Source organism: Zavarzinella sp. (genome assembly GCA_041399155.1).
Taxonomy (GTDB): domain Bacteria; phylum Planctomycetota; class Planctomycetia; order Gemmatales; family Gemmataceae; genus JAWKTI01.
The window spans coordinates 154734-170065 of the sequence record JAWKTI010000003.1; the positions used below are offsets into that span (position 1 = coordinate 154734).

A 15332-nucleotide genomic window follows, 5' to 3' on the forward strand; every position below is an offset into this window, starting at 1 on the left:
TTTAATTTCCATTAGTTATGACGATTCTGAAAATCGGATGCAGCCGCACACTGCTGTAAAGCAATTCTGTTATATAGCAAGAATTATATATTCATAGTCGTACATATATGCGATTGACTGCCAATAAAATGAGTTTGCTCTCATTTTATTGCTGAAAGATACAATTTTTCACTAACTTTTTTGTAACAATGTCCAATTTCAGTTATGCTATCTGGTATGATTCGTCAATGAATGACGCTCGAGTCCTGAAGAGTTCAACAAAAATGATGAAAATTCGACAATTGGCAGCTTTGTTTCTGGTGGGTGCCAGCACCACCACTCTGGTGGCTGATACCAAGAAAACAGAAACGAAGAATGATGCAGAACCCAGCCACGTGAAAACGGGCGACCTTGAATTGCGTTCTGCGGATAAAACCCTTTCATTACAGACGTTGTGTCTGGACAATGAAGGTCGCCTGCTTGGCCTGGTGGGGATGCATAAAATGATGGCACCCGCACCTGGCAAAGGAAAATCCGAAATCCACGTTGTGGTAGATCGGAAAGTTGTCGATGTATGGAAGTTGGACTTTCATGCTCAATCGATCAATGCGGGTACGGACGGTACTGTGTTTGTAGCTGGCAGTGGCATTGTTGCCCGATACGATTCCAAAGGGAAAGAACTCAGCCGGCTGACCTTGCCCCATATTGCCAAGGCACTGGAAAACAGCGAAGACTTGAAAAAAGCAGCCGAAACCCAGATTAAAGCTCAGAAACAATCGTTCGAAAACTCCAAGAAACTGATCACCGATCGTCTGGAAGTGTTGAACAAGAAAAAACCAGAAGATCTGACCCCCACCGAGAAGACTCAGAAACAGCAGTACGAACGCATCATGGAAAGCTACAAGGTTTCCGCACAATATTACGATCAGTTGAGCGTGGAATCGGTGGTAGAACAAACTCTTAGCCGGCTGAAAGTAATCAACGCCATTGCAGCTTCCAAGAAAGATCTCTTTATTGTCACTGGTGAAACCACTGGCTATGGCTATGCAATCTGGCGTACCAGCCACGATTTCAAAGAAGCAAAGCAAATCATCAACGGGATCAGTGGCTGCTGTGGTCAAATGGACATTCAGGTTGCTGGCGATGATCTGTTGATTGCAGAAAACACCAAGCACCGTTTTGCCCGTTACAATCGTGACGGCAAAAACATCGGTGCATATGGCAAGCGAGCCACCGTTTCTCTGGGTCAGGAAAGCCCCGCCGATTGCTTCGGTGGGTGCTGCAACCCAATGAACCTGCGAGTGAATGCACAAGGCACCATTTTTACCGCAGAATCGGAAGGGATCATTAAGAAATACTCATCAGAAGGTGAGTTTATCTGCACCGTTGCCAAGTCACCACTCAGTGGGGGCTGTAAAAACGTCGCGGTTGCTGTTTCCAAAGATGAAAAGATGATCTTTTTCTGCGATCAGCCAGGTTCCAAAGTTCAGTTTCTGGAAATGGCGAAATAATCTTTGTACTTGTTGGTAATTTTCACCCACTGTTAGCGGATAAATCCTCATGTTTCGACGTACTTTTCTGTTATTGCTTTCAATATGTGCTGTTCCCGCAGTGGCACAAGAACCTCTGACCTTGATTGTGATGGATCCGCTGGCATTGCCATTGTCCTGTCCGTGCGTCAAAGGCTATGCCCAACGCGATTACGAACAGCTTGCAAAATACCTTTCCGACAAAACAAAACGCCCCGTGGTGGTGCATTTTTCAGAATCGTTGGCTGATGCAGTGAATCAGAAATCGAAAGGGAAGGCTGACATTGTCATTGGGAAAGATTCGGTAATCAAATCAGAGGCCAGTGTACTGAAACGCTCTTTGCAACCTGTTGCCTCACTGACTGGCAAAGATGGCAAAACAACGATGACGGGCCTTCTGGTGGTGCACCACCTGGATATGGCTGTTTCTCCTTCCGATTTGAATGGCTACCATCTGATTTTTGGTCCCAAAGAGTGCGACGAGAAGAATGCCGCAGTCCGCACGCTGCTGAAATCGTCTGGCGTGAAGATTACTTCCGAGCCAGACATTGCCATCGCCTGCGATGCCGGTGCTTACAAAGTGATTGATGCCTTTCAGCAAGGCAAAAAAGCAGCTACCGCAATTTCCAGTTATGCCCACCCATTGCTGGAAGGGTGCGGGAAAATCAAGAAAGGCGACCTGCGTGTCATCGGTGAAACTGCCCCTGTGCCATTCGTCACCGCTTTTGTGAGTGGGGAACTTTCCACAGAACTGTCGGATACGATTACGCAGGCACTGCTGGATGTAAAATCCAATGCGAAGTTGTGTACTGCCATTGAAACCAAGCACGGTTTCCAACCAATCACAAAAAAAAAGTAGGTAACCCACCCTGGACTGGCTGGCGTGGGCAAAACCGCACTGGTCAGTTATCCTGGTTGCCTGCCAAACTTCCCGAAAAGTTATCGATCATCTGGTCGGTACCGACCTCCGCACCCGGTTTGGGTGGGGTGGCAGCAACAGATCAATATGTGCTGTTTTCTGATCGCGAATTGAACGATACCACCGATGTTCTGCACTGTCTTGAAATTGAAACGGGCAAAATCGTCTGGAGCTATCGCAATCCGGCAATTGGCTTATTGGACTATGGTTCTTCGTCGCGAGCAACCCCACTGATCGTGGATGATAAAGTGTATTTTCACAATGCATATGGCTGGCTGGCCTGCCTGGAACTCCCGACTGGAAAGACCGTGTGGGAAATGGATACACGGGCTGAGTTCATGGCCACAGATGAGCGAAAGTGGGGCACATGTTCCAGTCCGCTGATTGTTGATAACAAACTGATTATCAATCCAGGCGGCAAAGAGGCATCAATTGTTGCCTTGAACCCCAAATCGGGCAAAGTCATCTGGAAAACTCCCGGTCGCCCCGCTTCATATGGGTCTCTGAATGCTGCCAAAATTGGCCCCACCTTGCAGATTGTGGGGATGGATGAAACCTCGCTGTGTGGCTGGGATGTGGCAACCGGCAAACTACTTTGGGAACTGCGGCCGGAAACCGCCAGCAAATTTAATGTTTCGACGCCCATCATCAGAAACCAGCAACTGATTCTGGCACTGGAAAACAATGGCACCAGTGTCTTTCAGTTCGACAAAAATGGCAAAATTATCAGCAAACCCATTGGGTGGCACCGCGATCTTTCGCCAGAATCCCATACACCAGTGCTGGCAGGTGCCCGCCTGTTTGGTATCTGGCATCGCCTGTACTGCCTCGATCTGAATAACAAACTGAACGAAGTATATGACAGCGACGATCCCGCCTTCAGCGACTACGGTGCCACAGTCGCAACCGATGAAAGAGTTCTCATTATTACAGGTAAGGCAGAGTTAATCCTTTTGGACCCCAAGGCAGACAAATTTCAGCCGATCAGTCGGGTGAAAATCGTTGAAGACGAGAAAGGATTGTATTCCCATCCCGCGTTTGTGGGGACTAGAATGTACGTACGAACCAGCACTCAGATGATGGCAATTGAACTGCAGGAATAATCGTTGCAATCTGTTTTGTTAGATTTTTCTCATCGGTTTTCGCTAATCCAGTAATCTGTTGCCAGTCTCAGCTTTGCGCAACAAAGCAACAACTTCAGCTTCATCTTTTGATTCTGCAATGACTTCAGCCGTTGCTCCGGTCGTATCACGATGAAGTACATCCGCACCCGAGTCAAGAAGAGTCTTTACGGCATCGAGTTCACCGTGTGCCGCAGCGAGAATCAATGCCGTTTCGCCGTAGCAAGCCTCGGATTCAATATTGGCATGTGAGTCGAGCAGTAACTTGATGGCCTCTATGCGGCCCATCCCAGCAGCCTCATGTAATGCAGTCATACCATCTCTGTTGGTTGCATTCACGTCGGCACCATATTCAACGAGATCTTTGATCAAATCAACGTTTCCGGCAAAGGCAGCCGCCATCAAGACGGTTCGGTCAACACGGCTTCCAGAAGCATTGATATCTGGGCATGCTTCAGTGACATCCTTCAAAGAAACGGTATTCCCTGATCCGATGGCTATGAGCAATTCATCTGGCATTATTGTCTTCATTGTAATGGATTTGGTGACAATCTCACTTGATCGAGTAAAGCTTGGAGTTCAGCACGAGTTACTGGCTTCCGATTATTGAACCACCTTTGCCATCCTTGCGGGTTGCACCAAGTATTCATTTCATGTGGAAAAGTGCATTTTTAGCCGTTACAGCGAAGCCAATTCAGTAATAATCGCGTTCTCTGTCCCGCACTGGTGCATGAAAGTGGGTAATCTGGACGAATACCACTTCATCGTATCTGTGCAGGGGGAACTTTTCATGCGTGGTTTATTTATCCGATTATTTTTGCCTCTGCCACTCTTGTTAGCCAGCGAATTTTCTTCGCAGGCCTCTGCACAAACTCGTTCATATGGTTTTGGTGTTGGCGTGGGTGTGGGCATTGGCCCAGGCTGGGGATATGGTCCATGGGTTGGGCCGTTGTTTATGCCTTCCCACTACAACGGTTTCTGGGGCAACGGCATGAGCATGTACGGCCCACCGGTGCCTAGTTACCGGCCGATTCCGGGTGTCTTTGGTGGTGCGGACAGTCAGTTTTTCCCGATCCCACCCGACTATGGCTTTCCCGGCTTTGGCTACTACGGTTATGATCCGGAAACGAGGCGAGAAGTGTACTTTCCTGGTCGCGTTCGTCCACGTTCCCGGCCATTGCCAGATGTGAATGACATGCCCTGGCGTGACATGCACAGTGGGGACTATCTACCGCCGGATAACTACACACGGCAGGCTCCGAAAATTGAATTACCAGCATTGCAACCTGCTGGGAATCCCCAGGTGCTGCCGCTCCCGAACCCCACTGCCGCAGAGATCGATGTGGAAGTCGCTTTGCCGACTGAAGATGCGGAATTGTACGTGGATGGGGAAAAAGTCGCTGGCTCAGGCACCAGTCGCCAATTTGGCAGTGCCGTACGACCTGGCACTGCCCTGTACCACTATGAACTGCGAGCCGAATGGAAAATTGACGGTAAGCAATACACCCACAACAAGACAATCAGCGTCCGCCCTGGCGAAAAACAATTGGTTCAGTTTGCGAAGTAAAGTCCCTGAACAATAATTTCTCGACGATTTGCATCAAGATTTTTTGAAGATTTGCAGCAGATAACAACAAATTCATCGGTGAAAGACATTAATCGCCATAAAACTTCAGATAGGTATTAACTTCGTTTATTGCATTTACTGCGAGTTGCCGAAGTTGTTGGGCACGTTCAATGAGTTTGGGATCACCAATTTTCTTTACTAAACCTAAATCAGATTGAAAATCGGAGTTTTTCCGCTTGAGGATCGACTTCAAATCTTGGCCACAGTCTTTTAATTATTTCATCCGGAGTTTCATTCAATGTATCGATGAATCCTTTGCAAGCGTCGAACAAGTCACGCAAGGTTGCAAAACAACAATGTTGCGTGACCTCTTCACGCATCCATTTCCATAACCCTTCAATGGGATTGAAATCGGGACTATAACTGGGCAAAACTACTATTTCGATGTCCAACTCGCTGGCTTTGGTTCGAACGAACTTCGCCTTGTGCCAAGGTGCTCCATCCCAAATTACCACAACACGTCGACCTTGTCTTTCTACCCAATCGTTCACTCGGTGCAAAAATTCAGCCGTGTTTTCCTTGTTGCATTTGCCTTCGTTCCAGATCAAACATGCACCGGCACTGAAATTGTAAGCACCATACCAGTTGATGCGATCGGACAGCGGAGGGCAATCACTCACTTGCCAAGCCGATTCTCCCTGCCACCAAGTATAGCCCAAGTCCATATCACGATGAAAATGGGATTCATCAATATAAATGATCACGATATCACCGCGACACATTTGCTGGTACATGTCCGCGAACTGTTTCAGGTATTCGGCCCGCTTTTCAGGGTCCCCTTTGCCGAACAGTTTCTTGCATTTCTTCCAGCTCAATCCCGCTAAGTGCAGGATCCGCCGCACGGTATTCCGAGATACATACCGCTGGAATTGACAACCGATCCAATTGCACAACTTCCTGATCGTCCATCCGTGGCCTGGCAATTGGTGATCTACCGGATCGCTTTTCAGAACGGCATCAACGATCTGCTCTATCTGCGACTGGACAAAAGGGGGACACGGCCGCCAGTACGCCGATAAATCAAGGCGTCAGGTCCATGGTTGTTATATTTATGAACCCAGTTCAACAACATATCGTCGCAACGTCCAATTTCTGCGGCATAAGCAGTCGCGTTAGTGTGACCAAGAGCAATTTGGTACAAAGCCATAAACCGCTCCCGAGTACGAGGATGCTCGGATTCCAGAGCCAGGCGACGCAAATCATCGGTGGTTTGATTCCATTTAGTAATGTTCGGTCGGATCATCCTTGATCTCCAAAGGTTGGTCGACTTGCCTAGGTTGAACATTCTGACCAGCTTAACATAACTCACCAAATCTGTAAACACCGATTTTCAATCTGATTTTGGTTTAGATCTTCAAGTTCTTCAATTAAGAATGGCAACTGAAGTTGATTGAATGTCGTATCGCCCCAGGGATCAATAAACCGAAGGCAATAAGATGTAGAATCAGTCGACTTCGAAGCTACAAGAAGAGATGTCAAACCATCTGTATCAAACAATGCAGATTTTGCCATTCCCTCTTCGGTTTCAATGAATGCATCAATACCCATTTCAATAACTTTCAGTTGCTCTTGGATACAAAATGGCTCCTGCTCAATTTATCTTCTAACGAAATGGACACATGACAATGTATTTGGATCCTCGTATGATCGTAAATCGGCATAAAGTCAGAATTAATTCCGACCAACCCATGTACTTAATAAGCCATGGCGCTATGCACAAGTAAATCGATGCTTGGTTGACAAACCCGCTACGGTGGGTAGGCTGGATAGTAAGAAGCTGTTTCGCTCCAGCCAAGATTTCATGTTACGTTTTGTATCCGCATTCATCATCCTGGCCTGTTTTACCGCTGATGCAACGGCCTGCAGCATTCCCGTGTTTCGTTACGCACTGGAACGCTGGCAACCAGCCAGCTTTCAGGTGGTGATCTTTCACGATCAGGAGATCAGCGAGAAAGATCGGACTGTTTTCAGCAGTGCCCTCAAACCAGGTGGGGAAGTTGCCGACAAAATGCCCACCACGCTGGCACCGTGGGGCATCAATGCCACAGTGCATCAGGTGGACCTTCGAAAGCCACTGACTAAAGATGCTCAGGCAATTTACGATCGCCTGCCGCCCAATATCACTCTACCTTACGTGGTTGTGCGAGATCCATCTGTGGTGGATACGCCTGCCCTTTTGTGGCAGGGTGGCTTACAGAAAATCGATTTTCAGGAAATCTTCACAAATAAGGTGCGGACGCAGATCGCCAGCACCCTAACGCGGGGCAATGTCGCTGTGCTGGTCGTCAAACCTGGACCAGATGCAGCCGAAAACAATCGCCTACGGACTCTGTTAAACGATACGATTCCGAAACTGGAAAAAACGATTGACTTACCGATGCCAAGTGCGGATGGCCCACAATTGCTTTCCGCAATGCCACTGTACGTAGGGATTGAAGTGGTATGGCTGGACGATTCCACCAACAAAGACCTGATTTTTGAGCGGAATCTGCTGAACCTGGAAAACGACCTCGACCGCCACCGTGGGTCGATTGTTTTTCCGATTTTTGGACGTGGACGTGCCCTATGTGCCTTATATGGCAAGGACTTAGAGAAATCGTCCGAAATCGAAAGTGCGATCAAGTTTCTTTGCCGTGCGTGCTCCTGCCAGGTCAAAGAATTAAATCCGGGAATCGATTTACTGATTCAGCACCCATGGGATGAGATTTTTCTCATCAACTTGGGCCCCGCACCTCGTGAAGTGCGGACGGAGGTATTTGATAACCCACTGCCAAAATCAAATAACAGACCAGAGCCATCCGAAAGACCCATGCCGGTGCTGCGTCCCACAGGCGATGTGCGGCCAGAATTGCGATCCGCACCTGAAAATTCAGAAGATGCAGGAATTTTGCGGGCAGCAGCTCGAAAACCATCCCCACAACCCTGGTGGCAGAAACAGCGATCATTGTTGATCAGTATCTGCAGCGGTCTATTCCTGGCTGCAGTGGGCTGGCTTTATTTTCGACGCTGATGCAAAATCACACTTTCCTACAGCAATAAGGAAACCACCTGATGTTTCGCTGGATCCCCTGGTTGATCGTTGGCTTGTCGGTGGCAGGGCTGATTGTCCTTATTTTTCTGCTTCCCAGTCCACCTGCAAACGAAGATTCTGATGGCAAACCAGTCCAGAAAGTGGTCGTGTTAGCCGCACCGTCCGTTCGTGGGACATTGGAAAAAGCTGCGGCGGAATTCACCAAAGAATATGGCATTCCGATCGAGATCAGCTACGAACCTTCCGAATCGCTGCTGAATACCTTGTCGATGAAAAAAACTGGTGACCTGTTTCTGCCAGCAGATGAATCGTTTGTTGCCCGTGCTCGCGAAAGCGGTCTGGTGACGCACCAATACGATCTGGCCCAGCTTACTGCTGTTGCCGTTTCGAAAAAAGGCTCCCCTGCACCCACGTGGGAATGGATCCAGAATCCAGAACGGAAGGTGGGGATACCTGATACCAAAATCACCGCCATTGGCAAACTCCTGGATTCCCAAATGGCACAACTTGCTAATTGGCAAGCACTTAACAAAAAACGCACGGTCACATTCGGAACCATCACTCAGGCACTGAATGCGGTGCAGTTAGGCAGTGTGGATGCCACATTCGTGTGGGATGCATTAATTCCCAAAGATTCCGATTTGAAATCGGCCGTGCTGCCCGGTATGGAATCCTGCAGCGTGCGGATTGCTGTTTCGCTATGCACCAACAGTGCTGCACCACAGGAGGCACGTTCGTTTGCGTTGTACCTTTCCCAACGTAGTGGGGGGCAGAAGTTTTTCCGCGAAGCAGGTTACGCACCCACCCAGCCGGAGAAAATCTCATTAAAACCTGGTAGTGAAGACTCTGAAATCCTGCTCTATTCCGGTTCCATGCTGCGTCCTGCGATCGAAAAAACGATTGCCGAGTTCGAAAAGCGCGAAAAAGTCCGCGTGACCGTGGTCTATAACGGCTGTGGCATCCTGGTGGGGCAGATGAAGGCTGGCAAGCAGCCCGATGTCTACCTGGCATGCGACCATCGCTTTATGGATGAAGTACAGGACCAGTTCTATCGCCCACAGCAGGTTTCGAATAATCAATTGGTGATTGCAGTGCCCAAAGGAAACCCCCACCAGATTAAGCAGTTGAAGGATCTTGGCAAACCTGGCCTGCGGGTGGGTGTCGGGCATGAACAACAATGTGCCATGGGTAACATCACCAAGGAAACGTTTAAGGCGGCAGGTGTTTATGCAGCAGTCCGCAACAATGTGCGTGTTGAAACGCCCACTGGTGATATGTTGGTGAATCAATTAGTGACCGGTTCGCTGGATGCAGTGGTCTGTTATGCCACGAATGTGCTGCCCAACCAGGCGAAACTGGATAGCATTCCGGTCAATGGCATTCCCTGTGCCAAGCCACTTCAGCCGATAGCGATTGCCAAATCGACTCACCGACCGGATCTGGCGGCCAAGTTAGTTGATCTGATTCTGTCTCAACAATCGCAACAACGCTTTCTAGAATCGGGCTTTGGCTGGGAAGGTGTTCCGTGACCGGTCGCCAGCGCCAGGATCTGTGGTTGTACCTGCCAATGGGGCTGATCGGTTCATTTTATATTCTGTTGATCGTTGGAATGATTGTCGGTGATTTACAGTTCACCACCATCGGCCATTTTCAACGCCTGTTTGCCAAACCGGAAATCCGCTACGCCATCCGTCTGACGCTGGCCAGTTGTGCGTTAAGCACCCTGCTGAGCCTATGGGTGGGCATTCCACTGGGGTATTTGCTGGCCAGAACACGTTTTCGAGGCAAAATTCTGCTCGATACCTTGCTGGATATACCTATTGTGCTCCCCCCACTGGTGCTGGGGATTTCGCTGCTGATCCTTTTTCAGACCCCACCGGGAAAGTGGTGCGACCGCACCTGGAAAGCGTTGTTTGGCACCGAAATTACCTACGAAATCCCCAGTGTCATTCTGGCTCAGTTTGCGGTGTGCTGTGCGTTCGTCGTTCGCACGATGCGGGTAACATTTGAACAGATTGCCCCACGTGGGGAACAGGTGGCCCGCACGCTCGGTTGCACTCGTGTGCAGGCGTTCTGGCTGGTGACGTTACCAGAAGCGTGGCGTGGGATTGTGACGGCAGCCAGCATCTCGTGGGCACGGGCTTTGGGCGAATTCGGCCCAATTCTCATTTTTTCGGGTGCCACCCGCATGCGGACTGAAGTGCTGTCCACCAGTGTATTTCTGGAGTTCAGCGTGGGTGACCTTTCCAGTGCGGTTGCCTTGTCACTGTTACTAATCGCTGTCGCAGTGCTGGTTCTGGTAACAATGAAAGTCGCGGGTTTGAAAAACCCCACGGCGTGATGGGAAAGTAGCCGACCAAAATTCTTGATTTCAACGTCAATCGGCAAGTATATTGACCGCAAAGACGCCAAGTCGCCAAGAAGTCAACCTACTCCTTCCTGAAGAAGGAAGGGCGTAAAGCAATCACAGGCTGACATTACCGATTGATCGCTACTCCATTGGTGGCAGCAGTTCTGGTGCCGCCGGTAACGGTGTGGGCAACTGGGGCATTGGTGGTGGCTGGAACCACCGTTGATGGTAAGGATCGAGAAACTGCCATTCTGAAGGGACGTTCTCTGGCTTCGGCACCACGTGTGGGCGAGGTGGGGAGACTGGATCGACCAGGTTCACTGGTTGCGGAATGATCACCGGTGGCGTGGGAATGCCCATTGCTGTCAGGGTCATTTCGCCCACCAGTTTCTTCAGCACCTCGCTATTCGTGGGCAGGGCGGTTTTCTTCACATCGTGCATATGCACATATTCCACTCCGGGTTTCGTGGGCACACCGTTACTGCATTGCCCACGAACTATGGTCACTCGGTGGGCCAACTCGGGCAGTGGGTCAGTATGGCACGGTTCCATCAGAAACATTAACTCGATCGGGATCGACTGTTTCTGGGCATATTTAGCCAGTTCGACTGCTGGCAACGCACCTTCGCCATAACTGGCAATGCAAAACACCGCACGTGGGCGATGTTCCGAAAGCCGCACCATTTCGGCTTTCATGTCATGGATGTGGGTCGCCTTCGCCAGATAGATTTTTCCGAAACCACTGTCAATTAAGTACTTACGCGTGCCTTCCAGATTGCAATACCCCAGGGGATCGGCAGTATTAAACAAAAACAGATACACTTCATTGCGACACACTTCGGGAATGTCGTCCGCAGCACGCCATTCTGTTGTTAGCACCTTCTCCGGTTCGTTGGTGAAATGCAGGCAACCCACCAGTGGCAGGGTGAACAGGCAAGCAAAAAGGAGAGTTCGCATAACAGAAGCTCACTAGGGACCTGCCAGAATGATCGGAATGGGCGGCATGATTGATACAACTGATTCAAGTCGAATGGGTAATCCGGTCAAAATGTGGTAACTGTCGTAACAGTTATTGAATCCAGGCAATTTAGGTAATTCTAAATTACGTCAGAATAGGCCATTATTGGGGTGGATCGTACTCTGTTCGAGGCAGGAGGTTTGCTTCTGTAGTTGACCGGATTGCTTTTTTGTTGTATCGCACGCCACTTAACTTATTTCCCGCAAGGGTTTTGCAATTAGCTGGACGCACTGGGGGGCTAAGGTGCGGCTGTTGTACACCTGGATGATCGCATCATGCTTGCTTACTGCTCCCTTGGCAGTGGGTCAGGAGACACCTGCAAAGAGTGTCTCTGGCTGGCATTTGAACAATGTCTCCAATTTGCCAGTGCGTATGGCTGCCAAATCGATCTACCACTGGAAGGACCAACGGGTTACCTGGTTGGTGCTACAGGAAAAAGTAACGATTTCCCAAGGCGACCTGCAAATTACCACCCATGGTGCAGTGGTAAAATTGGAACCAAAACGCGATGTTCGGGACGATTTTCAGCCAATCACCGTTCTGTTAATCCCCCACACCGACCAGAAAACCCACCTGGAGTGGGGAAATCGTGTCGAAAATCTTCATCAAACCTTCACAATTAACTGGAAAACCACCGGACTGGGTGCGGTACGTGGCACCACGTTTGATGAAAAACCCACCAACCAGCCTGAAATTGATCTGATGATCGGCCAATTGTCGGAATATGATTCCGACACAGCCAAAGTGCTGGAAGGGAAATCGCCTGCGATTTCTTTGACCATGCCCGACACCAGTAAGGTGGAACAGGCATTAGCACAGGCAACAGCACCAGGTGTTGCCAACATTACTCCTGCTTCGACTAAACCGCCCGGTCCCCCACCCGTGGTACTGCCACCTGTGGTGCCTCAAAAATATGAAAATGATCTCATGAAACTGCCTGTGGTGGTGCCCCCACCAGCGTTGCCTCAGCCCCACGATATCCAACGGACTGTTTTTCAGGAACCATTAGTCGCACCCGATCAGGTAGTGCCGATCACCTTGAACGAAACGCGAACGATTTCGTTAGCCCCACGTTCCAATCAGCCGTATTTTGCCCAATACACCAGCCTGGGCGAAGAGCGAATTGCCGTCATTACTGGCGGGGTGAAATTAATCGCACGGTTTACGGAAGGTAAGATCCGCACACTCGATCTGGAAGCCGACCAGGTAGTGGTGTGGGTAAAAGGTGGTGATGCTGGTCCTGTGGTTACCACCATGGAATCCGGCGGCAGCACCGACAAGAAAACAAAAATTGAACTGTACCTGCGTGGGAATGTGATCGCACGCATGGAAGGTGATAAGGAAGAGGTTGTCGCACCTGGGAAATTGCGTGATGTGCGAACAATGCACGCCCACCGCTTGTATTACGATGTGGACAACCACCGGGCGTTAGCGATTCAATCTGACTTGTCTTTTGAACGATATGGGAATTCCAACACCGCTCACCTGCTGGCAGATCGGGTGTTTCAGCTATCAGAAGACGAGTTCAGCATGCCTGATGGTGCGTTGCTGCACGCCAGCCGACTGCCATCTGATCCCGGCCTGCAACTTCGCATGGACAATGTGTATGTGGAACGACTCCCGGAAGGCCTGAAGGAAACCTTGTTTGGCTTGCCATTCCGTGAACGGCTGACCGGAAAACCGGTTTATGAACGACAAACGATTCTGGAAGCGGACAATGTCCGCACGCAGGTGCTGGACCGCACGGTGTTCTGGTGGCCCCGCCTCAAGGCGAATGTCAATGATCCGTTCGGCCCACTGGAAGGGTTGAATTTTCGTAACGATCAGATTTTCGGGATGCAGATTTACTCCACGTGGGACATGCTGGAACTGGCAGGCGTCACCCCACTGCAAGGGGAAAAGTGGTTGTTGCTGGCAGACTATCTCAGCGCACGTGGGCCAGGTGTCGGCACAGAATATACACGGTTCGGCTCGACCATGTTTGGCAGAAACGCACCGTTTAATACGCGAATTTCAGCGTACATGATTGATGATTCGGGTTCCGATGTACTGGCAGGGAACCGCCAGTTCGATTTTCAACCACCGGGCTATCGTGGCCGGTTTTTTGCCCGCCACCAGCAGGATTTTGATAATTGGGCCTTGCAGACACAATTGGTCTCGCTCAGCGATCGCAACTTTCTGGAACAGTATTACAAGTTCGATTATGACACTGGTCAGAATATGGAGACGTTTCTCTGGTTGAAAAACAGCACAGAGAATCGGGCGGCGACCTTGTTGATTCAACCAGATATGAGTCGAAACTGGATCAGCGAAACCTATTGGCTGCCAAAAGTCAGTGGCTACTGGCTGAATGAATCGTTTCTGGACATGTTCACTTACAACACCTGGGCATCTGCTGGCTACGCACGTCTGGATCCGTTTCGCACCCCACCTGCCGAACTGCCACGTGGGATCGACGTGGGTATTCCAGCACCAGAAAAAAATGTGCAGGGTGCCCGATTGGACTGGATGCAACAGATTGCGATGCCATTTGAAATGGGTCCAGTCCAGTTGACACCTTACGGCCTGGTTGATCTGACCCACTATGGCGAGGATTTGACAGGTGAACAATCCAACCGCTTCCTGGGTGGGGGCGGTTTGAAAACCAGTGTCGCATTATCCCGCCTGTACCGCGATGTACACAGCGAATTTTTTAATGTGAACGGGTTGTTTCACAAAAACACCTTTAACACGAACTACTACATTGCAGGCAGCACCATTGGTTCCAACCGCTTACCACAGTACAGTCGGTTGAATGATGATGCTACCGAATCTGCCTGGCGGAATGTCACCCCCTGGCAACCGGAATTTGCCCAGACTTTTGGCCCGAAAGGTCAGGCACTGGCAACATCCAACATCTTCAGCCAGCGTCAATATGCCAACCGTCGACTGGTCGATACCCAGGTGGATACGCTGGATAGTATTCATGCGATTCAGTTTGACTGGAACCAGCGCTGGCAGACAAAACGTGGCTATCCTGGTCTGGAACACACTGTCGATTGGTTGACGCTGGATCTGGGTACGACCATTTTCCCGGCTGATACTGGCGATAACTTTGGTGAACATTGGGCTTTTCTGGAATACGCTGCCACCTGGAACGTGGGCGACCAGACTGGCTTTTTCTCGAATGGCTGGGTTGATCCGTTTGATGTAGGAACCCGTTACTGGACGATTGGAACCTATATCTTCCGTGATGATGCCACTTCGTTTAATATCAGTTACCGCAGCTACGAACCTGTGAGCAGTAAGGTGATATCGGTAGTCGGCAATTACAATTTCAGTTCGAAATACTCCATCGCATTGAGCACCGCGTACGACTTCAGTTATCAAGAGTCGCTGAGCAACGCAATCTTTTTCACCCGCACTGGTACGGATATGCAGATTACAATGGGCATTACGTACAACTCTCTAGTGAAGAATTTCGGCTTTACCTTCAACATTGTTCCGAATCTGGTTTCCAGCCAGACAACGAATGTCCTGGCCCAGCAACAGCAAAATCAGAACCGCAACCGCCGATAAGGCCTGTTCTGCTGGTTGTACTAACTCCGCACAATTTAGTTACGCTGCAACAACTACCCATTACAGGGGTGGTGGCTGTTAGCTTGATTCGACACTGTTCCACGTGAATCAATTTTGAAAACAGCATCTTATTTCTTTTGCACCTTCGAAAATTGTGGGCATGCTTCAAAAGGTATCAATTCGGAAGCAGTATGCGACCA

The 15332-nt window shown here is 49.7% G+C and carries 13 protein-coding genes; 9 read left to right on the plus strand and 4 right to left on the minus strand.

Annotated features, from left to right (window positions below; translation table 11 throughout):
- Positions 1 to 263 precede the first annotated feature (263 nt).
- Genes R3B84_14740 through R3B84_14750 form a run of 3 tightly spaced genes read left to right on the plus strand, consistent with a single transcriptional unit; the run spans position 264 to position 3530 of the window.
- Complete coding sequence (locus tag R3B84_14740; protein ID MEZ6141826.1) at positions 264 to 1490, plus strand: hypothetical protein; 1227 nt, start codon at positions 264 to 266, stop codon at positions 1488 to 1490.
- A gap of 49 nt (positions 1491 to 1539) precedes the next feature.
- The gene (locus R3B84_14745) at positions 1540 to 2367 is read left to right on the plus strand and encodes a PhnD/SsuA/transferrin family substrate-binding protein (GenBank protein ID MEZ6141827.1); all 828 of its coding nucleotides are present in this window, start codon (positions 1540 to 1542) and stop codon (positions 2365 to 2367) included.
- Between the two features lie 56 nt (positions 2368 to 2423).
- On the plus strand, positions 2424 to 3530 hold the full coding sequence (locus R3B84_14750; protein MEZ6141828.1) for a PQQ-binding-like beta-propeller repeat protein: 1107 nt from the start codon (positions 2424 to 2426) through the stop codon (positions 3528 to 3530).
- A 42-nt stretch (positions 3531 to 3572) separates the two neighbouring features.
- Here R3B84_14750 and R3B84_14755 read toward each other — a convergent pair whose 3' ends face one another.
- On the minus strand, positions 3573 to 4067 hold the full coding sequence (locus tag R3B84_14755) for an ankyrin repeat domain-containing protein (GenBank protein ID MEZ6141829.1): 495 nt from the start codon (positions 4065 to 4067) through the stop codon (positions 3573 to 3575).
- Positions 4068 to 4338: 271 nt separating this feature from the next.
- Here R3B84_14755 and R3B84_14760 point away from each other — a divergent pair, with 271 nt between their 5' ends.
- The gene (locus R3B84_14760) at positions 4339 to 5115 is read left to right on the plus strand and encodes a TIGR03000 domain-containing protein (GenBank protein ID MEZ6141830.1); all 777 of its coding nucleotides are present in this window, start codon (positions 4339 to 4341) and stop codon (positions 5113 to 5115) included.
- 209 nt (positions 5116 to 5324) lie between these two features.
- Here R3B84_14760 and R3B84_14765 read toward each other — a convergent pair whose 3' ends face one another.
- Entirely contained in the window at positions 5325 to 6098 is a 774-nt protein-coding gene (locus tag R3B84_14765) for an IS630 family transposase (protein ID MEZ6141831.1), read from the minus strand.
- On the opposite strand from R3B84_14765, the gene R3B84_14770 reads away from it, so the two are divergent.
- The gene (locus tag R3B84_14770; protein MEZ6141832.1) at positions 6045 to 6194 is read left to right on the plus strand and encodes a hypothetical protein; all 150 of its coding nucleotides are present in this window, start codon (positions 6045 to 6047) and stop codon (positions 6192 to 6194) included. The genes R3B84_14765 and R3B84_14770 overlap by 54 nt on opposite strands.
- Before the next feature lie 286 nt (positions 6195 to 6480).
- Here the strand turns inward: R3B84_14770 and R3B84_14775 are convergent, their stop codons facing one another.
- The gene (locus tag R3B84_14775; protein MEZ6141833.1) at positions 6481 to 6723 is read right to left on the minus strand and encodes a hypothetical protein; all 243 of its coding nucleotides are present in this window, start codon (positions 6721 to 6723) and stop codon (positions 6481 to 6483) included.
- 253 nt (positions 6724 to 6976) lie between these two features.
- Between R3B84_14775 and R3B84_14780 the strand changes: the two genes are divergently transcribed.
- Genes R3B84_14780 through R3B84_14790 form a run of 3 tightly spaced genes read left to right on the plus strand, consistent with a single transcriptional unit; the run spans position 6977 to position 10547 of the window.
- On the plus strand, positions 6977 to 8185 hold the full coding sequence (locus tag R3B84_14780) for a hypothetical protein (protein MEZ6141834.1): 1209 nt from the start codon (positions 6977 to 6979) through the stop codon (positions 8183 to 8185).
- A 41-nt stretch (positions 8186 to 8226) separates the two neighbouring features.
- Positions 8227 to 9735, plus strand: coding sequence for a substrate-binding domain-containing protein (locus tag R3B84_14785; GenBank protein MEZ6141835.1), 1509 nt, complete (start codon positions 8227 to 8229; stop codon positions 9733 to 9735).
- Entirely contained in the window at positions 9732 to 10547 is an 816-nt protein-coding gene (locus R3B84_14790) for an ABC transporter permease (protein ID MEZ6141836.1), read from the plus strand. The genes R3B84_14785 and R3B84_14790 overlap by 4 nt, the downstream gene beginning before the upstream one ends.
- Before the next feature lie 150 nt (positions 10548 to 10697).
- On the opposite strand, the gene R3B84_14795 is transcribed toward R3B84_14790, so the two are convergent.
- On the minus strand, positions 10698 to 11513 hold the full coding sequence (locus R3B84_14795) for a hypothetical protein (GenBank protein ID MEZ6141837.1): 816 nt from the start codon (positions 11511 to 11513) through the stop codon (positions 10698 to 10700).
- 304 nt (positions 11514 to 11817) lie between these two features.
- On the opposite strand from R3B84_14795, the gene R3B84_14800 reads away from it, so the two are divergent.
- The gene (locus tag R3B84_14800; GenBank protein MEZ6141838.1) at positions 11818 to 15132 is read left to right on the plus strand and encodes a hypothetical protein; all 3315 of its coding nucleotides are present in this window, start codon (positions 11818 to 11820) and stop codon (positions 15130 to 15132) included.
- Positions 15133 to 15332 lie beyond the last annotated feature (200 nt).

What these genes read in the sequence shown, in the direction of transcription:
- R3B84_14740 (MEZ6141826.1), top strand. Translation starts at nt 264, where the DNA reads ATGATGAAAATTCGACAATTGGCAGCTTTGTTTCTGGTGGGTGCCAGC.
- R3B84_14745 (MEZ6141827.1), top strand. Translation starts at nt 1,540, where the DNA reads ATGTTTCGACGTACTTTTCTGTTATTGCTTTCAATATGTGCTGTTCCC.
- R3B84_14755 (MEZ6141829.1), bottom strand. Translation starts at nt 4,067, where the DNA reads ATGCCAGATGAATTGCTCATAGCCATCGGATCAGGGAATACCGTTTCT.
- R3B84_14760 (MEZ6141830.1), top strand. Translation starts at nt 4,339, where the DNA reads ATGCGTGGTTTATTTATCCGATTATTTTTGCCTCTGCCACTCTTGTTA.
- R3B84_14775 (MEZ6141833.1), bottom strand. Translation starts at nt 6,723, where the DNA reads ATGGGTATTGATGCATTCATTGAAACCGAAGAGGGAATGGCAAAATCT.
- R3B84_14780 (MEZ6141834.1), top strand. Translation starts at nt 6,977, where the DNA reads ATGTTACGTTTTGTATCCGCATTCATCATCCTGGCCTGTTTTACCGCT.
- R3B84_14785 (MEZ6141835.1), top strand. Translation starts at nt 8,227, where the DNA reads ATGTTTCGCTGGATCCCCTGGTTGATCGTTGGCTTGTCGGTGGCAGGG.
- R3B84_14795 (MEZ6141837.1), bottom strand. Translation starts at nt 11,513, where the DNA reads ATGCGAACTCTCCTTTTTGCTTGCCTGTTCACCCTGCCACTGGTGGGT.